The 17,652-nt window shown below is 57.4% G+C and carries 20 protein-coding genes and 1 tRNA gene; 8 read left to right on the top strand and 13 right to left on the bottom strand.

From position 1 onward, the window contains the following. The first annotated feature begins 189 nt into the window (after window positions 1-189). Window positions 190-687, top strand: a complete 498-nt coding sequence (locus ACT7DV_RS11535; protein WP_444662698.1) for an aminoacyl-tRNA deacylase — start codon at window positions 190-192, stop codon at window positions 685-687. Here the strand turns inward: ACT7DV_RS11535 and ACT7DV_RS11530 are convergent. The 8 genes from ACT7DV_RS11530 to ACT7DV_RS11495 form a co-directional block, all read right to left on the bottom strand. After that, window positions 641-1,810, bottom strand: a complete 1,170-nt coding sequence (locus ACT7DV_RS11530) for an acyltransferase family protein (RefSeq protein ID WP_444662696.1) — start codon at window positions 1,808-1,810, stop codon at window positions 641-643. The genes ACT7DV_RS11535 and ACT7DV_RS11530 overlap by 47 nt on opposite strands. Before the next feature lie 148 nt (window positions 1,811-1,958). Continuing rightward, window positions 1,959-2,333 carry a 50S ribosomal protein L7/L12 gene (gene rplL, locus ACT7DV_RS11525; protein WP_060702230.1) on the bottom strand — a complete coding sequence of 125 codons (375 nt, stop codon included), beginning with the start codon at window positions 2,331-2,333 and terminating at the stop codon, window positions 1,959-1,961. 72 nt (window positions 2,334-2,405) lie between these two features. Further along, a complete protein-coding gene (gene rplJ / locus ACT7DV_RS11520) occupies window positions 2,406-2,930 on the bottom strand; it encodes a 50S ribosomal protein L10 (RefSeq protein WP_444662694.1) in 525 nt (174 codons plus the stop codon). A gap of 545 nt (window positions 2,931-3,475) precedes the next feature. Continuing rightward, on the bottom strand, window positions 3,476-4,180 hold the full coding sequence (rplA, locus tag ACT7DV_RS11515) for a 50S ribosomal protein L1 (protein ID WP_060702232.1): 705 nt from the start codon (window positions 4,178-4,180) through the stop codon (window positions 3,476-3,478). A gap of 135 nt (window positions 4,181-4,315) precedes the next feature. Further along, window positions 4,316-4,747, bottom strand: coding sequence for a 50S ribosomal protein L11 (gene rplK / locus ACT7DV_RS11510; protein ID WP_060702233.1), 432 nt, complete (start codon window positions 4,745-4,747; stop codon window positions 4,316-4,318). Window positions 4,748-4,877: 130 nt separating this feature from the next. Next, entirely contained in the window at window positions 4,878-5,726 is an 849-nt protein-coding gene (gene nusG, locus ACT7DV_RS11505; protein WP_444662691.1) for a transcription termination/antitermination protein NusG, read from the bottom strand. 75 nt (window positions 5,727-5,801) lie between these two features. Next, complete coding sequence (secE, locus tag ACT7DV_RS11500) at window positions 5,802-6,050, bottom strand: preprotein translocase subunit SecE (protein WP_060702235.1); 249 nt, start codon at window positions 6,048-6,050, stop codon at window positions 5,802-5,804. A gap of 117 nt (window positions 6,051-6,167) precedes the next feature. After that, window positions 6,168-6,240, bottom strand: a tRNA-Trp gene (locus ACT7DV_RS11495). 269 nt (window positions 6,241-6,509) lie between these two features. Between ACT7DV_RS11495 and ACT7DV_RS11490 the strand changes: the two genes are divergently transcribed. Further along, on the top strand, window positions 6,510-7,709 hold the full coding sequence (locus ACT7DV_RS11490) for a pyridoxal phosphate-dependent aminotransferase (protein WP_060702236.1): 1,200 nt from the start codon (window positions 6,510-6,512) through the stop codon (window positions 7,707-7,709). Window positions 7,710-7,783: 74 nt separating this feature from the next. Here the strand turns inward: ACT7DV_RS11490 and ACT7DV_RS11485 are convergent, their stop codons facing one another. Continuing rightward, window positions 7,784-8,452 carry a LuxR C-terminal-related transcriptional regulator gene (locus tag ACT7DV_RS11485; RefSeq protein WP_444662689.1) on the bottom strand — a complete coding sequence of 223 codons (669 nt, stop codon included), beginning with the start codon at window positions 8,450-8,452 and terminating at the stop codon, window positions 7,784-7,786. Then, on the bottom strand, window positions 8,449-9,714 hold the full coding sequence (locus ACT7DV_RS11480; protein ID WP_444662687.1) for an ATP-binding protein: 1,266 nt from the start codon (window positions 9,712-9,714) through the stop codon (window positions 8,449-8,451). Before ACT7DV_RS11480 ends, ACT7DV_RS11485 begins: the two co-directional genes overlap by 4 nt. 126 nt (window positions 9,715-9,840) lie before the next feature. Here ACT7DV_RS11480 and ACT7DV_RS11475 point away from each other — a divergent pair, with 126 nt between their 5' ends. The 4 genes from ACT7DV_RS11475 to ACT7DV_RS11460 all read left to right on the top strand — a co-directional run bounded on the left by ACT7DV_RS11475 (window position 9,841) and on the right by ACT7DV_RS11460 (window position 12,991). Continuing rightward, the gene (locus ACT7DV_RS11475; RefSeq protein ID WP_444662685.1) at window positions 9,841-11,166 is read left to right on the top strand and encodes a PspC domain-containing protein; all 1,326 of its coding nucleotides are present in this window, start codon (window positions 9,841-9,843) and stop codon (window positions 11,164-11,166) included. A 13-nt stretch (window positions 11,167-11,179) separates the two neighbouring features. Then, window positions 11,180-11,428: a hypothetical protein gene (locus ACT7DV_RS11470; protein ID WP_444662684.1), complete on the top strand. Its 249-nt coding sequence runs from the start codon at window positions 11,180-11,182 to the stop codon at window positions 11,426-11,428. 35 nt (window positions 11,429-11,463) lie between these two features. Then, window positions 11,464-11,706 (top strand): PspC domain-containing protein, encoded by a 243-nt coding sequence (locus ACT7DV_RS11465; RefSeq protein WP_444662682.1) that lies wholly within the window; start codon window positions 11,464-11,466, stop codon window positions 11,704-11,706. Window positions 11,707-11,962: 256 nt separating this feature from the next. Continuing rightward, window positions 11,963-12,991 (top strand): 6-phosphofructokinase, encoded by a 1,029-nt coding sequence (locus ACT7DV_RS11460; RefSeq protein WP_444662681.1) that lies wholly within the window; start codon window positions 11,963-11,965, stop codon window positions 12,989-12,991. Between the two features lie 104 nt (window positions 12,992-13,095). On the opposite strand, the gene ygfZ is transcribed toward ACT7DV_RS11460, so the two are convergent. The 3 genes from ygfZ to ACT7DV_RS11445 all read right to left on the bottom strand — a co-directional run bounded on the left by ygfZ (window position 13,096) and on the right by ACT7DV_RS11445 (window position 15,790). Then, window positions 13,096-14,178, bottom strand: coding sequence for a CAF17-like 4Fe-4S cluster assembly/insertion protein YgfZ (gene ygfZ / locus ACT7DV_RS11455; RefSeq protein ID WP_444662680.1), 1,083 nt, complete (start codon window positions 14,176-14,178; stop codon window positions 13,096-13,098). Window positions 14,179-14,180: 2 nt separating this feature from the next. Next, window positions 14,181-14,795 (bottom strand): FABP family protein, encoded by a 615-nt coding sequence (locus ACT7DV_RS11450; RefSeq protein ID WP_060702243.1) that lies wholly within the window; start codon window positions 14,793-14,795, stop codon window positions 14,181-14,183. Between the two features lie 254 nt (window positions 14,796-15,049). Next, window positions 15,050-15,790, bottom strand: coding sequence for a hypothetical protein (locus ACT7DV_RS11445; RefSeq protein ID WP_444662678.1), 741 nt, complete (start codon window positions 15,788-15,790; stop codon window positions 15,050-15,052). A 75-nt stretch (window positions 15,791-15,865) separates the two neighbouring features. Here ACT7DV_RS11445 and ACT7DV_RS11440 point away from each other — a divergent pair, with 75 nt between their 5' ends. Continuing rightward, the gene (locus ACT7DV_RS11440) at window positions 15,866-16,585 is read left to right on the top strand and encodes a winged helix-turn-helix domain-containing protein (RefSeq protein WP_444662677.1); all 720 of its coding nucleotides are present in this window, start codon (window positions 15,866-15,868) and stop codon (window positions 16,583-16,585) included. A gap of 52 nt (window positions 16,586-16,637) precedes the next feature. After that, window positions 16,638-17,594: a mycothiol synthase gene (mshD, locus tag ACT7DV_RS11435; RefSeq protein ID WP_444662676.1), complete on the top strand. Its 957-nt coding sequence runs from the start codon at window positions 16,638-16,640 to the stop codon at window positions 17,592-17,594. Window positions 17,595-17,652 lie beyond the last annotated feature (58 nt).

The raw sequence follows: 17,652 nt of genomic DNA, 5'->3' as shown, positions 1-17,652 counted from the left end.
CGGCGCCCTATGGGTCATCTGCATTCGAAATTTTTCATTGCCCGCGGACCTGTCCTTGCAGCAGTTCCATTCCCGCGCCCTGTCCGGTGGGCAGATGGCCGAAACTCGTCGGCACATGCACCCGCGCGTCATGGAATCTTCACGAGCTAATGACTATGCTGGGGCAAACATCGACGCTCAGGAGATCCAATGAACAAGTTGCAGTCCGACGAAGCATTGACCCGAGTAACGCTCGACGCTTCCCGCCGAAACATCCCCATTGAACTGGTACCGCGCGACAAGGTGAAGTCCTTGGAGGAGGCTGCCGAGGCCTTGGGAATCAAGCCCGCCCACCTGTTGAAGTCCCTGGTGATCAAGAAATCTGATGACACCTTCGTTTTCGCATTGATTCCCGGAGGCCGCAAACTGGACTGGGCAAAATTGCGCAGCCAGCTGGGCGTCAACAAGCTCTCGCTGCCTGATTCGGGCGTTGCATGGGATGTCACGCACTACGAAAGCGGAACCATTACCCCCTTCGGCTCGCATTCGGTACTTCCGGTGTACATCGATGCCAGCGTTTTCGAGGAGCCGTTACCTGAGCATATCGGGCTGGGCAGCGGCGACCGTGGCCACGGGCTGCTGGTTCACCCGCAGGATCTGGTTACCGGGTTTGATGCCACGATTGCTGATATTTCGGCTCCGGAATAGATAGCGCTGGACGGCTCAGCGCCCTCTTGACCCATTCGGAGGTGACGTTCAGCGTCTTGATCGTGGCGTTGCGCAATGGCAAGCCAACTGGCCCCTCGACGAATCGCGCTACCAAGTACGCCCAGCCGAGCATGAACACAATCAATCCGAAGAGCAGCACGTACTTGTTCATGATGCCGTGAAGTTCTTCGATGATCCACCAGCCCCACAGCTGGTGGAAAAGATATAGCGGGAAAGTCAGCGAACCAGCAACGGCCATCCATCGTGCCTGGATGTGCTTGAGAGGAGTCAACGTGCATACCGCCAGAATGGCTACGCAAGCTACCGCGAGCACTTGGAAGTGCCATGCTGGAACGTCGAGTCCGGAAAGATAGCCAGCATCGAAGCGGCCCTTGATTCCGGTGAAGAATGCGGCGATTGCGGTATCAAAAATCAGCAGCAGCCAGCGCAGGAGCGTGTGGCCGTTCTGATAGATCAAGTACATCATCATGCCGGCGGCGAAAAGGGCGGCATATTGGCCGGCGAACCAGTCCTGAACCTTATCCAGCTGGGTGAAGTGAAGATAGAGGCCAATGGCCGGCCACAACGCGCACAACCACATAATGTGCTTGTTCTTGACCAGCCCCAGGGCCAGCAGCAGGCCGAGCAGTATATAAAAGCGCAGCTCAACCCACAGCGTCCAGTAGACGCCATCTAGGTCCTGGATGTTGAAGGCCGACTGCATCATCGTCAGGTTCGGCAAGATGTCGCTGGCGGTTCGCCCCTCGTTGCCCGCTGGCCAGATTTTCAATGACAGCACTGCGGCGGCAATGACGGCCAGCCAATAGGCTGGATATAGCCTTCCGACTCGTGATCCGATGAATCCGATGACGTTTTTGCCCTGCAAGGACATCAGGATCACGAAACCTGAAATCAGGAAGAAAAGCTGCACTCCCAATTGGCCGTACCGGGTGAATTCAGAGAGCACAGGCCAGAATTCCGGAGCGTTGGTCCCCCAGTGATCATGTCCCCAAGCCGTGTAGTGGTAGAACACCACTATCAGAGCAGCGGTGATACGCAGTGCATCTAATAGACCAAGTCTCGGCGCAGTTGCGTGGGTCCGGGGAGCTAGAGAATTCGACACCTAATTATCATATACATTGAACTTGAATAAACGCTGTTAATAGAAACGTTATAAAACAATTCAGATGAAAGTACCAGTTAACGGCCAAGGGGCCCACAGGCATTCGCCTGTGGACCCCTTGGCAATAAGTTGCGAGTGACCGCGGTACTTACTTAACGGTGACGGTAGCGCCGGCAGCTTCCAGAGCTTCCTTAGCCTTCTCGGCAGCGTCCTTTGCAACACCCTCAAGCAGAGCCTTTGGAGCGCTGTCAACGAGCTCCTTGGCTTCCTTCAGGCCCAGGGAAGTGATTGCGCGAACTTCCTTGATCACTGCGATCTTCTTGTCGCCAGCCGATTCGAGGACAACGTCGAATTCGGTCTTCTCTTCTGCAGCAGCTTCGCCGCCAGCAGCAGGACCGGCAACTGCAACAGCAGCAGCGGTTACGTCGAAGGTCTCTTCGAATTCCTTAACGAACTCGGAAAGCTCGATGATGGTCATTTCCTTGAATGCGGAAAGCAGCTCTTCGTTGCTGAGCTTCGCCATGGTCGGCGTCCTTTCGGTTTTGGCCCGGGGGCCTAATGAATTTGGGATTACGTTGCGAGAGATCGCGAAAGCTTAGGCTTCTGCCGGAGCTTCCTCGGCAGCAGCGCCACCGTTGTCCTCTTCGAGCTTTGCACGCAGCGCTTCGACGACGCGAGCAGCAGCGGAGGCCGGAGCCTGCAGTACTGCAGCAACGCGAGCGAGCTGGGTTTCGCGGGATTCCAGTGCGGCCAGTGCAGCGATGCCGCTCTGGTCCAGCGCCTTGCCTTCGAACCAGCCGGTCTTGATAACCAGCTTGTCGTTGGTCTTGGCGAATTCCGTGAGGCTCTTAGCAGCAGCAACAGCATCGCCCTTTACGAAGGCGATAGCAGTTGGGCCGGAAAGCTGCTCATCGAATGCATCGATGCCAGCGTTCTTAGCTGCGATTGCGGTCAAGGTGTTCTTTACAACTGCGTACTTGGTCTCCTGACCAAGCGAGCGGCGCAGATCCTTGAGCTGTGCAACGGTAAGCCCACGGTATTCGGTCAAGACAGCCGCGGTTGCTTCGTTAAAGTCCGCAGTGATTTCTTCAATCGCTGCAGTCTTGCTCGGGGTTGCCATAACACTCCTTCCGGGGATTTGTTCGGTACCGTTTCAAAACCGGCGAGGCCATAAAAATAGCCCCGCGCAGGAGCACAGGGCAGTTCAACTCATTCAAGTTAAAGCAAATCTATGTAACCTGCGTTGGTTGTCCTTGCGGACCTTTAGGAACATTGGGAATCCAATTGTTCAACCGACGGTCTTCGGTAGTTCCAGTCTAAGCCAGATGAGCGAGGCACAGCAAATCGAAGCTGGACCCAGGATCATGATACTAATCACTTAGATGTGGTTTGGGGTGACGGGACTTATTTGCCTGCGCTTGGGGAACACGGGCAATAAGTCCCGTCGGACCTAGAAGCTTGGGGAACTTCTAAGCCTCATCGGTGTATAGCCTTGGGGGATCCATACACAGATGTCCGAATTACTCGGCAATCCAAGCCTATCACCGGCAATTATGGTTTCCTATCCGCACACGGGCCTCGCGGAACAGGTTGGAATCGCCGGTTAAATACTGAGGGAGCATGCCGGTAATCGGCATGCTCCCTCAATTGATTAAGCTACTAGGCTTAGGCCTCGACGCGGGTCACGTTCGGGTCAACAGGGATGCCTGGACCGAAGGTGGTTGCGAGGGTGGCCTTCGAGATGTAGCGGCCCTTCGAAGCCGAAGGCTTCAGGCGCAATACCTCTTCAAGAGCTGCTGCGTAGTTCTCGGTCAGCTGCTTCTGGTCGAACGAAACCTTGCCAATGATGAAGTGCAGGTTCGAGTGCTTGTCGACGCGGAAGTCGATCTTGCCGCCCTTGATGTCGGTAACTGCCTTGGCAACATCCATGGTTACGGTACCGGTCTTAGGGTTTGGCATCAGGTTACGAGGACCCAGTACCTTACCCAAGCGGCCAACCTTGCCCATCAGGTCAGGGGTAGCAACTGCTGCGTCGAAGTCAACCCAGCCGCCCTGGATCTTTTCGATCAGGTCGTCCGAGCCAACGAAGTCGGCGCCAGCTTCGCGAGCTGCTTCTGCCTTGTCGCCGTTAGCGAAAACAACCACGCGGGCGGTCTTGCCGGTGCCGTGTGGAAGGTTGACGGTACCGCGGACCATCTGGTCGGCCTTGCGTGGGTCAACACCCAAGCGGAAAGCAACCTCAACGGTCGAGTTGGTCTTCTCGCCTGCGGTCTCCTTGGCCAGGGCAATTGCCTGGGCCGGAGCGTAGACGTTGTTGTCGGCATCGATCTTAGCCGCGGCGGCTACGTATGCTTTGCTGCGCTTTGCCATCTGCGTTTTCTCCTTATGCAGTCGTGGTCATATGGACCGCGCGCGGTCCTGCCACGGGCGAATCGATCAGCTGATCGTTTCGCCTTAGATTAAATTCTTTGTTGCTCTTCACCAGGTGAACAGCGGAAGGCGGAACTAGCCTTCTACGGTCACACCCATGGAGCGAGCGGTACCGGCGATGATCTTGGCTGCGGCAGCCAGATCGTTTGCGTTCAGGTCAGCCATCTTGGAGGTGGCGATTTCCTCAACCTGTGCCTGGGTCAGGTTTGCAACCTTCAGGGACTGAGGAGTGCCCGAACCCTTTGCAATGCCAGCAGCCTTCTTGATCAGCTCTGCTGCAGGAGGAGTCTTGGTGATGAAAGTGAACGAACGGTCTTCGTAGACGGTGATTTCAACTGGAATCACGTTACCGCGCTGCGACTCGGTCGCTGCGTTGTAAGCCTTGCAGAATTCCATGATGTTGACGCCGTGCTGACCAAGGGCTGGACCAATTGGCGGAGCTGGGTTAGCAGCGCCTGCTTGGATCTGCAGCTTGATGAGTCCGGTGACCTTTTTCTTTGGGGCCATGTCGGGTCCTTCTTACTCTTGCGTTTCCCGCGGCACAGGAGCGTGGCACGGGGATCTGGCTATCGTGGCGCGACAGCCAAACGCGCCCTCACATCGATAAGCGACCGATATGGGGCACGAAGACTTAATACTACTGGATCTTGGTGACCTGGTTGAAGTTCAGGGTCACTGGGGTTTCGCGTTCGAAGATCGAAACCAGTACCACCAGCTGAGCTGCATCCAGCTTGATTTCCGAGATCGTGGCCGGCATCGTTTCGAATGGACCATCGTTGACGATAACCGATTCGCCAACCTCGAAGTCCACAGTGACCTCAGTGATTGGAGCACGGCCAGGCTTGGACGCCGATGGCTGCTCTACTGGGTCGACCACGGTGTGCTCAAGCATGGAGAACACTTCGTCGAGGTTCAGCGGGTTGGGATCGTGGGCGTTTCCAACGAAACCGGTGACGCCTGGAGTGTGTCGAACAACACCCCACGAAGCGTCGGTGAGCTCCATGCGAACCAGGACGTAGCCCGGGATGCGCACGCGGCGGACGATCTTGCGCTGGGTGTTCTTGACCTCAACGACTTCTTCCATCGGCACCTGGATGTCGTAGATGAACTCTTCCATGTCCTGGGTCTGGATACGGGTTTCCAGGTTCACCTTGACGCGGTTTTCGTAACCGGCGTAGGTGTGGATGACAAACCAGTCACCAGGCAGGCGGCGCAGCTTCGAACGGAATTCTTCCTTGAGGCGAGCAACCTTGTCTTCGCCGGATTCCTCGGCGTCGGTTTCTTCGACCTCTACGTCAGATTCAGCGACCTGAGAATCTTCTTCAGATTCAACTTCAGCAACCTGGGCATCTTCAGCATCTGCGGCTGGGGCTTCGGTCGAGTCGATATCAACCTCAGCGGCTGCATCTACCTGATCGCTGTCGGCTTCAACGAACTCGTTTTCGACCTCGTCATTAATCTGCGGTTCGAGTTCCTTGTCGGACACTGCAGCTCCTGCTTTCTTTGACTGAATGACACTGAAATTGCCTCGGGGGCGATTATACCTCCGAGGCAACTAAACTTACTGTTCTACCTGTTTAGTGAACAGGAGGATCGAACCTTGCCCAAAGACGAAATCCAGGGCTGTCACGATCAGCATCACCACGACAACAAATCCGACAACTACCAAGAAGTAATTGAGCAATTCGCTACGGGTCGGGGTGACTACCTTTTTAAGTTCCGCGATTACCTGACGGAAAAACAGCATGATTTGGGCAAAAAAGCCCTTCTTCTGCTTACTCTTTCCAGAGTTGAGAGCAGATTCGGTCACGTTCTTCCTCGTTTCAATTTTTTTGGCCAGTTGAAACAATCACGGTGCGTCGTAGCCTGACCGACCACAACACACCGTGACGTGAGTAATTCGCTGAGCGACAAAATCGCTACTGCGCAGGGCAGACAGGACTCGAACCTGCAACCTGCGGTTTTGGAGACCGCTGCGCTACCAATTGCGCCACTACCCTTCGGAGCTTTTCTCGCTCCCACCTAGATCATCTTAGCGGATAAAAGCATCGAGCTTGTTCCGTTGCGATGTCTCGGCAACGAGAAATAACTTTACGCAACGAAATCGCAAATGTCGAACTGACAACCCATGGTGTGGCGCAGAACGCATAGATCAGCGCCCATTGATCCGCGTTGATGTCATTTTCACTCATGGTCGATTGATCTGGGGTTCAGGGATCTAAACTGGGAAACAACAGCTGACCCCATAGACTTCAGGACGAATTCTCACATGTCTCGAATTTCTCGCCGCATCGGCGCAATCTCCGAATCCGCAACCCTCGCCGTCGACGCCAAGGCCAAGGCCCTGAAAGCCGCTGGACGCCCAGTCATCGGGTTCGGTGCCGGTGAACCTGACTTCCCAACGCCTGGCTACATTGTTGAAGCTGCGCTCAAAGCTGCAACAGATCCGAAGAACCACCGCTACTCCCCTGCTGCTGGCCTTCCAGAGCTGCGCGAAGCCATTGCGGAAAAGACCCTGCGCGACTCCGGCTATGAGATCTCCGCATCCCAGGTCCTGGTGACCAATGGCGGCAAGCAGGCCGTGTACAACACCTTCGCCACCTTGCTCGATCCAGGCGACGAGGTCATTGTTCCAGCTCCATACTGGACCACCTACCCTGAAGCTATTCAGTTGGCCGGCGGCAAGGCCGTCTCGATCTTCGCCGGTCCGGAACAGGGCTACAAGGTCACTGTTGAGCAGCTCGAGTCCGTGCTGACCGATCGCACCAAGGTGCTGCTATTCGTTTCGCCGTCGAACCCTACGGGCGCCGTGTACTCGCCAGAGCAGGTTCGCGAGATCGGCCAGTGGGCAGCTTCCAAGGGCCTGTGGGTTGTCACCGACGAAATCTACGAGCACCTGACATACGGAGATGCCAGCTTCAGCTCCATCGCCACCCTGGCCCCGGAGCTGGAAGATCGCGTCGTCATCCTCAACGGCGTCGCCAAGACCTACGCCATGACCGGTTGGCGCGTTGGATGGATGGCCGGCCCAGCCGACGTCATCAAGGCCGCCACCAACCTGCAGTCGCACGCCACCTCGAACGTTGCCAACGTTTCCCAGCGTGCCGCGCTGGCTGCCGTCTCCGGCCCATTGGATGCTGTCAATGAAATGAAGACCGCTTTCAACCGCCGCCGTCTGGCCATCGTCGAGGGCCTGAACGCCATTGACGGCCTGCACTGCCCAACTCCGGAAGGCGCGTTCTACGCGTACTCGGACGTTCGAGGACTGCTCGGTCGTGAAATCCGTGGCGTCGTCAACAACACCAGCGCCGAATTGGCCGCCTTCATCCTGGAGCAGGCCGAGGTCGCCGTTGTCCCAGGCGAAGCCTTTGGCCCATCGGGCTACATCCGCATGTCCTACGCGCTGGGGGATGCCGATCTCGCTGAAGGGGTAGCACGCATCGCCAAATTGCTCGGCGAAGCCAAGTAGGCGCAGTATCAATTCAGACTGCCGGTGGCCCAAGGAGTTCCTTGGGCCACCGGCAGTTTTTTGCCCAGCCGCGATTAAAGGATCTTGCGGTCCACGGCCCAGCGGGTGAGTTCATGCCGGTTGGATAGCTGGAGCTTGCGCAGGACATTCGATACGTGGGACTCCACGGTTTTCACCGAGATGAACAATTCCGTAGCCACTTCCTTGTAGCTGTAGCCGCGGGCGATCAAGCGCATGACCTGCAATTCGCGGTCCGAGAGCAGATCCAGTTCTTCATCGACTGCCGATACTGTGCTACTGCTGCCAAATGCATCAAGCACAAAACCGGCCAGGCGCGGCGAAAAGACCGCGTCGCCAGCAGCCACACGACGCACCGCATCAGAAATCTCCTCACCCGAAATGCTCTTGGTGACATAGCCGCGCGCACCGGCGCGGATCACCGTGACCACATCTTGGGCTGCATCAGAAACACTCAGCGCCAGGAACTTCGTTGTCCCCAGCAGCTGGGTGCAATTCTTCAGGACTTCGGCGCCTCCTCCAGCCCGGCCGCCAGGCAGGTGGACATCAAGCAACACCACATCAGGCTTTTGCTCGGTAATCACCGCGATGGCTTCCTCAACGCTTCCTGCCTCCCCAACAATTTGCATGTCATTGGCGAGGTCCGCTTTCAGGCCGGAGCGAAAAATCGCGTGATCGTCTACAAGGACTACACGATAGCTTTGGGTGCTGTTTTCGGTGCTCATGAATGTGGTTCTTCCTGCGTAGTGTTCCTAGGCATGCTCAGCCGGATCTCGGTTCCGGTTTCGCTGCTGCGTATCGTGGCCTTGCCACCAGCACGCTGCATGCGTCCAATAATCGACTCCCGCACTCCATGGCGGTCCTCGGGAATCTCGCCGAAGTCAAAGCCCTCGCCGCGGTCGCGGACAAAGACTTCAACGGCCGTCTCGGAGCACTCGATGTACACGGAGATCTTGCCCGGCGCGTGCTTGGCCGCATTCATCATTGCTTCCCTGGTAGCCGCGACCAGCGCCTGCTGCCCTTCGAAGCCTTGGGCGTTTCCCACGGCGATGACTTCAACATCGCGCAGCAGCAATTGTTCGATGTCGCTGGCTTCGTGTTGCACCTCGACCACAACGTCTTCATCGTCCAGGTCCTGGTTGCCGTAAAGCCACTGGCGCAACTCGCGTTCCTGGATGCGGGCCAAGGTCCGCACTGCGGCGGGGTCATCACTGCGCTTTTGGATGACGGCCAAGGTCTGCAAGACCGAATCGTGCAAGTGGGCTGCGAACTCCGCGCGTTGTGCGGATGCCTGCCTGGAACTTCTTTCAGCCAGGAAATCCCGCCAAAGCCTAGTCCCCCATGGAAGCAAGACGACCACTGCACCGACGATAATGGCTATCGCGGCCCACATCCCGCCCAGCAGATCTGCAGCGCCAACGGAACCACTGAGGATGGCGAGCAAGCCACCGATGACCAGCAACAAACCAAGGCCAAGCCGGATCAGAAGCGGCGCCGATTTCTTTCTGCCAGGCCTGGTGACCTGTTCGTCCAGTTGCAGCCATGCCAAGAGTATTCCGGCAATGATTCCCAGCGAAGGCCAGATCAGATCCCAGCGGATATTCCATCCTGCCCACTGGGCCAAAGCCAGCACGGCCAGCACCAGCAGCCCGCAGCCGATCAGAAGTTCACGCCAGGAGGAATTCTTCTCCCATCCTTCCCGGGAGCGGAACAAGCCCTGCTGGACCCTGTTCATCTCCTCGGCAAGGCTTCGCCTTCTTGTCCCCCAGGACCTGATTTCATCGGCCTGTGTTTCTTCCACGCTTGGGACAAAGACCCAAAGCCACGCGTAGAGCAGGATTCCGATACCGCCACAGGCGGTCAAGGCGATAAACCCCAGCCGGACGTAATTCAGTGGAATTCCCAGATGGGCTGCCAGTCCGCCACTGACGCCAGCGATCATGCGATGCTCGCTGCGCACCAAGAGACTTCGTTCAGGGCTTTCCATAGTTCTAAGTCAAGCACGTTATGACCGATTTTTGGTGTTTGATCACCACATCTAGGGGCACCCCTAGGTGAAGTTCAGGGTATCCCCTCATAGCGGTGCCCGGCAGGAACACGAGATCATGGAGCTATGAACAATTCGGAGTCTGGGCGTCGGGGCTTTTTCAGCCAGCTGGGCAAATCACCAATTATCCGCAAAGAGTCGCGGTGGCTCGGTGGTGTCGCCACAGGAATAGCAGATTATTTCAAGATCGATGTGATTCTGGCGCGCGGCATCGTCGTCGTGCTCAGCTTCTTCGGTGGCCTGGGGCTCATTCTCTACGGCTTGGCCTGGGCACTGTTGCCTGACCAACAAGGCCGCATCCACTTGGAACGAGCAATCGACAAGGACTGGACCAGCGGCATGACCGGTGCGGTGGTTCTGGTGGCCTTGGGAATCTTTCCTGCACAGTGGATTCTGGATTCAGTAGCTCCTGTCTTGTGGCCGGTGGCAATCGTTGCCGCTGTTCTTTTCATCATTTTCAGCCGGAAGAATACAAAGTTCGAGAGGCAACGGCCGGCTAAGCCTGCCAAGGAGCAAGCACCACCCGCTGCCTCGCCTCACACCACCGCGATGGAAATGCCTTGGCGCAAGGATGCGTTCACCTTTAGCAGCAGCGCCCCGCCCAGCACGCAGCCGACCAGCGCGAACCATATCGATCAGGAGGAAACCGTGGCTAACGGCAACCCGGATCCACAGCAACAGACCAGCGGTTACGACTATGCGTATGCTCCTGATCCCAAATACACCCGGCCTTACAACCATGATTCATTCAAGGGCAAGGCTGCTCGCAAAGCGCAAGCTGCTGAACCGATCCCAGGGTGGCTATCCACGACTGCAGTAGGCTTGAGCATTCTGGCGATCGCCGCGGTGCTCTGCGCTGACTACCTTCACATCATCGATTTACCCGGTGCCGGTTGGGGCGTAGCACTAGCCGCCGGTTTGCTGATCACCGGGCTCTTCGTCATCTTCGCATCCCTGGTGCGGCGCACCAGCGGCGGGCTTCTGGGCTTGGGCATTCCCTTGCTGGTGCTGACTCTGGTCTTCTCCGGTTCCTCGTTTGGCACCGAGGCGCGTCAGGCGGTTCGTTCGGAACCCGGCGGCAATGAGTACAGCGCAGTTTTCAGCCGCTCCACCATTGATCTGACCTACCTTGACTCGATCAGCACGCCAACTACCGTGGAAGTTGATTCGGTGTTCTCCCGATTGGATTTGAAGCTCCCACCGAACGTACCAGTGAAGGTGATTTCGGATGGCGTCTTCAACTCCCAGATGGATCTTGAACTGCCGCAGGATCAACGCCAATTAGATGAGGACGCACCGCTGCTGACCATCGAAGTTGACGGGTTGTTCTCGTCCTTCGGTACCGAGGTGGCCACCACGGCTACACCCACCGTCATCAACCCGGAATTCTAAGGACTGAGCAACCATGGGCAACGATTCCCTGCAACCTAAAAAGTTTCCCACCGGAACCTTGGTCTTCGGACTGATCCTGATTGTGGTCGCGGTCGCAACACTGAGCCGGACATTCTTCCACTGGAGCTTTGACATGCCATTGTTCCTGATCATCGTTGTCGCCTTTGCTGGCGTGGCAATGATCATTTCGGGACTGTCCGCAGCCGGCAAACGCCGTCAACGCGAAACGGAAATTCCCGCGCCAAGCGACCCTAGCCTCTAGCTTTTCAAACTCATCCACTTCAAAGGAGATTCACCATGGACAAATTTTTCAATTCCCTTCGTTCAATGCCACTTCGCCGCGGGCCTTCCCGCCTTGCTGGCGGTGTCGCCGGCGGCATCGCCGACAAGTTCAGCTGGGATGTCACCATCGTCCGCATCGCACTGCTGCTTTCCTTCTTGCTGCCGGTCTTCGGAATCGGTGCCTACATCGTCGCTTGGCTTCTGATCCCGGCTCAGGACAACAGCATCATTTTGCAGAACTGGCTGCGTAAGTTTTAGGACCTCTAGATTTCCGCAGTGTTTCGCGGAATTCATGACGGCAGCTTGAGCAACAGGGCGAGATGCGGTCACTTCGGTGACGTGCAACTCGCCCTTGTGGCATTAAGCACGTAGACTGTCATGCAGAATTGATGCTCAATGACGCGCGGATATTAATTGACATCCGAACGGAATTCCTTGTTGCTCTAGTGCCGTTGCCATGCAATAGCGTCGAACCAGTTGCACAAGGCTTTCCAAGTTTACGAAGCGAGGCCCAATGCGCGTTGGAATCATGACCTCGGGCGGAGACTGCCCGGGCTTGAATGCCGTCATCCGAGGAGCCGTTCTGAACGGCATCAAAAGCTACGACTACGAATTCGTTGGCTTCCGCGACGGCTGGCGCGGTGTCAAAGAAGGCGACTTCTTTGACCTGCCTCGCACCGCTGTCCGAGGCATCGCCAAGCAGGGCGGCACCATCTTGGGAACCTCGCGCACCAATGCCTTTGAAGGCGAGCTAGGCGGGGCAGAGAATATCTCCCGCGTGCTCAAGGACAACAACATTGACGCCCTGATCGCAATTGGCGGCGAAGGCACCTTGGCCGGGGCACAACGCTTGTGCGCCGAGGGACTGCCTATTGTCGGTGTCCCAAAAACCATCGACAACGACTTGGACGCTACCGACTACACTTTCGGTTTCGACACGGCCAACCAGATTGCGGTTGAAGCAATAGACCGCCTGCGCACCACCGGCGACTCGCACCACCGCTGCATGGTTGCCGAAGTGATGGGCCGCCACGTTGGCTGGATTGCCTTGCACGCTGGCATGGCTTCGGGCGCTCACGCAGTGCTGATTCCTGAAGTGTCCACGCCGATGGAACAGATCTGCCAGTGGGTTACCGAAGCGCATGAGCGCGGTCGTGCACCGTTGGTAGTGGTTGCCGAAGGTTTTGTTCCCGAAGGCATGGAAGAAGCCTTCTCGGTTCGAGGCGTGGATACCTTTGGCCGTGCACGCTTGGGCGGCATTGGCGAAATGCTCGCCCCGGTCATCGAAGAGCGCACCGGAATCGAAACTCGCGCCACGGTTCTTGGACATATCCAGCGCGGTGGCGTGCCAACCGCATTCGACCGTGTATTGGCTACGCGGTTGGGCATGGCCGCCGTGGACTCCGTGAACGAAACCGCTTGGGGCACCATGGTTGCCCTGCACGGCACCAAGGTCCTGCGCGTGCCGTTGCGGGCCGCTTTGAATAACCTCAAGCGCGTTCCAATGGACCGCTACGAGGAAGCCGCAGTCCTCTTCGGTTAATACCGAGGTCTGGCAGGCATACGAAGATGGCCGGGAATGCTTAGCATTCCCGGCCATCTTCGTATGTGCAGCTTATTCCAGCCTTCTGCAGTTTGGCGCGATTCCTAGCCCTGTGGCGGGGTGCGGAGGAATCCGGTAAAGCGTCCTGCCACCTGGCCAGCGTCAGGAGTCACGATGACATCCTGCGACGCCGGGTAGCTGGTCTCGCCGTCGACAACAGACAGAACCGTTTCTGGATCCACGTTGCGCTTGATCACTGCCAGGGCAATCGGCCCTGCCTCATAGTGCAACGCGGCCGAGGTGACGCGTCCGACGATGCGCTCCCCCACCTTGACCTCTGCCCCGGTGGACGGCAGGGTGTGCATCGAACCGTCAAGGTCCAAGAATACGACACGGCGCGGCGGATGCCCGATGTTGTGCACGCGGGCAATCGTTTCCTGGCCCTTGTAGCAGCCCTTTTCCAGGTGCACAGCGGTGCGCAACCAATCCAGCTCATGCGGGATGGTCTTGTCGTCGATTTCCGCGCCGAAGCGTGGCTCCCAGGCGGCAATTCGCAGAGCCTCAACCGCCATCATGCCGGCCAGATCCTCGTCAGCTGCCGCTGACGCCAGCTCATCGATAGCCACCACATGCAACAGCCAAGGCCGTTCCTTGCCCGGATGGTCCTCGCGAGAGTAGGCCCACCCTCCCGGAGCGACACCCGGCCACGGGTCAGTCCACACCGGCGCCTCGGTGCCCGGAATCGGCCGGGTAGCCGCCAGGACGCCATGGGTACGGGAAAGGTTATTGACCTCAACACGCAGCATGAAACGCATGGAGTTCAAGAACTGCTCCAGCGCGGCACCCGCGCCAGGTTCAGCTATGAGAATCAACCGGTCCTGGTCGGCCAGCACCTTCATCTCGTGCTCAATACGGCCCTGGATCGAGAGCAGCAGCGTCTGGGTGCTCTGACCCGGCTCCAGGTTATTAATACGCTGGCTGCTGAGGGTATCGAGCCAGCTTCGACGGTCTTCGCCACGGATCTCAAGCACATCAAAATGGCTCAGATCGGCGATAGCTTTGCCTTCGGCCAGCTTGCGAGCTTCACGCGTGGGAGCACCATAATGTGCTGCCACTCCGGCATCGACGCCACCTGCTTCTACGGCGCCGTCGCGCTGCAGGAGAACGGACTGGTATCCAGTGCCCATGGCTAGTTCACCGAATCTTCGGCGGCTACGCGCTTGAGGGCCGCAGAGGCGTGGGCCTGCAGATCCAGGTTGCCCTGGGATACATCCCAACGCCAGAACAGCTCGCCGTTGACCAGCCCGTAGATGCGGGTAGATGATGCATAGGGTTTGGCGTTCTTGCTGCGCAGAAGGCCTTCGGTGGCCAGCTGGATGCGCGGGCCATCAATCAGCCCATAGTAGAGCTCGGAGAGACCTCCAGGATGCACGATGTGCGCTTGGATCTTGAAGCCTTCATCGGTGTGCAGCTTCTGCACGTCATCGGCTGAACGCAGTACCGGGAAGATGTCGCCTGGGGTCATTCCTGGGCCAGCGTCAGCATCTTGCTGCTGGCGATCCAGGGACCAGAAGCCGTTTTCAACGGCAAGAATCCGCAGCTTGGTTCCGTCGGCTTCGGTGAGCCACGATTCGCTGCGGTATTCAAGATATGGGCCGCCAACGTCACGGAAAGTGACTTGCTGCCAAAAGTACCCGTCCTCGGCTTCGCCTTCGCCAAGCCGGCCAGCACCTTCCCAAGTGCCAATGAGCCATGCGAAAGGTACTAGTTCCGGGGTGAGGTCCGTAGGGAGATCAAATGCCATGGACTACTCGCTCCTATTCGTCAGTGGTGAAATGAAAAGCAGCGCACACGTTATTGTGTGCGCTGCTTTTACTTCTGACCTTGGAAGAGGCGCTTTACTACCAAGCCTGCGAAGCCCGCCATGCCTAGACCGGCGATCACGACAAGTGCCTGGAAGAAAATTTCGAGTGCAAGATAATTTTCATTCATGGCTTCATCTTAGCGCGACACGAAGCATAACTTCGACACGCGTGACATACCCCGCACGATGTTGCGCTATATGAACGCCAGGACCTCCATGGCGTACCAGCTGGCAGCACCACTGAGCAGGATGATTCCGCACGACAGGCCAAGAATCCCGCTGACATTGCGCACGCTCTTGCTCGCCAACGCGAGTGCTCGCAATGAACCGACGAGCAGCCCAGCCAGCAGGCCCATCACAGCACCTTGGAACCACTGGATATCTATGGGAAGCGCACTGGCGGCAGCGCCCAGAGCCACGGCCACCAATGGCGCCAGCAGCATCGTGATCCGATTCGGCAATCGGGTGACAACGACTGCGCCAGCCCCAAGCAGTGAAATGACGGTGACGACGGTGAGCCCAAATCCATAGCCAACCAGCGCGCTGGCAGCCCACGCTGAGCCCAAGACGGCCAGGACCATGCCAGTAACACCAGACACGACGCCTGCGAGGCGGCCTTCGGCTTCTGCTCCACGCAACACCTGGCTGATGAACACCAAAAGCACGCCGACCGCAATGGCTTCAACGCTATGTGACATCACCGAGGCGCCGGGCATGAAAATTGTTGCGGCGGTGGCAGCTAGCGAGCACAACGCAAGAATTATGGTGATGGGCCACGGCGCATCGGAGCGGACCATGCGCGGCCAGGTGTAGGCAAAAACCAGCTGTAATATTGCGGTGACCGCGCCCATGGGCCACGTCAGTGAAGACAGGCTGGATGCCAAGGTCAATAGGGCAACAGCGATGAGCCCACACAATAAAACTTTGATTCTCAATCTATGTTTCCTGACGGTAATGTGTCTGCATCTGCGTGTTCACATGCATGATTCAACGGATTCATTCCTTATACTGTGACACGTAAAGATGATTTATTCGCAACCAATTGGCAGGAGGACGACCTATTGGCCCACCTACTGCTACTTAGCAATCATGCCGAAAATGCGGCCGAAGTTCTTCCGGCACTCGAATTACTACTGCATGAAATTTCTTTTCTCCCTGCAAGCACTGAATCGCTGAGCCAAGTTCCAGAATGTGACGCCGTCATCTTGGATGCACGCACGGATCTGATTCCAGCGCGATCGCTGGCACAGATACTTCACGCGAATCTGAATTTGCCGCTCCTGCTGGTCGTCAGTGAGGGCGCCTTGGGCATCTTGAATTCTGAATGGCATGCAGCCGATTTCCTGTTGCCGTCGGCCATCCCGGCTGAATTGGATGCCCGCATCCGCTTGATGCTCGCAACCATTCCCAACACTGCGCCAGCTCCGGAACCAGCCGAGAACACCTCGGGTCTGCGCATCGATGAGCTGAGCTATACCGCTCGCATCGATAACCGCATGCTGGATCTGACGTACAAGGAATTCGAGCTCCTGAAGTACCTCGCTCAGTTCCCAGGACGGGTATTCACTCGCGAACAATTGCTGCATGAAGTTTGGGGTTACGACTACTACGGTGGCACTCGAACCGTGGATGTTCACGTCCGTCGTCTGCGCGCAAAACTGGGCACTGATCACGAACAACTCATCGGAACTGTGCGTAACGTAGGCTACCGTTTCCACACCGAATCATAACTTTCAGCCATTTTGTGGCGAGTTCAAACCTTCACCCACTATCGTGAATGACATGAGTGAACTGCCACAGACCACAGTATCCGTTCAACACGTGACCGCTGAACTAGATGAACGCACCCTGAGCGATGTGCGCCAGCTCGCTTCAGATGCCCAGGACGTCGATGGCAACCCTCCGCTGAGCGACCAGACGCTGGTTGCCCTGGCAGCGGATGAATCCGGTGAAAACATCACCACGTTGCTCGCCGAAGTCGGAGAGGGCGCCGAGGCAGTTCTCGCAGGCGTTGCCGTTCTGGTGCGTGAAGCACAAGATCAGCCATGGGTGATGGAACTTGTGGTGCATCCCGAACACCGCCAGTCAGGTATTGGCCGCGCCTTGCTGACCAAGCTCAACGAGCTGGTGGACCTGGCCACGGTTCAAGCATGGGCTCACGGAGACCATGAAGCAGCCAAAAAGCTGGCAGCCAAGATTGGCCTGAGCCGAGTACGCGAGCTCTACCGCATGCGCCGCGAAGGCACCGATTTTGTTGAAGAGCCACCGGCTGATCGCCGCTTTACCGTTCGCACCTTCCGTGTCGGTGAAGACGAGCCCACCTGGCTCGACGCAAACTCAAAGGCCTTCGCCCATCATCCCGAGCAGGGTTCGCTGACCCTTTCAGATCTTGACGCCCGCATGGCCGAGGATTGGTTTGATCCTTCCGGCTTCTTCCTTGCCTTCGATGCTGAGCAGAACCTCTTAGCATACCACTGGACCAAGCTCCACCCTGCCTCCGGCGATGCCATTCGCCCTACCGGCGAAGTTTATGTCGTCGGCGTTGTCCCCGAGGCACAGGGCATGGGATTGGGCCGGTCTTTGACCATTGCCGGCATCAACTACCTGCTGGAGCTCGGAGTCGACGCCGTCATCCTCTACGTTGATGCCGAAAACGAACCCGCCGTCAAGCTGTACCGGTCGCTGGGCTTCACACTATGGGACGCCGACATTATGTACGGTCCGCAACCGATAGACTAGTAGTACCAGCGGTTTCGTGTACCAGCAGGACCGCTCTCACGAGGTGTTTTGACATCTA

The organism is Glutamicibacter sp. TV12E (assembly GCF_052441935.1).
GTDB lineage: Bacteria > Actinomycetota > Actinomycetes > Actinomycetales > Micrococcaceae > Glutamicibacter.
Note: the sequence above shows the minus strand (reverse complement) of the source record. Positions and strands in the feature narration are given on the sequence as shown.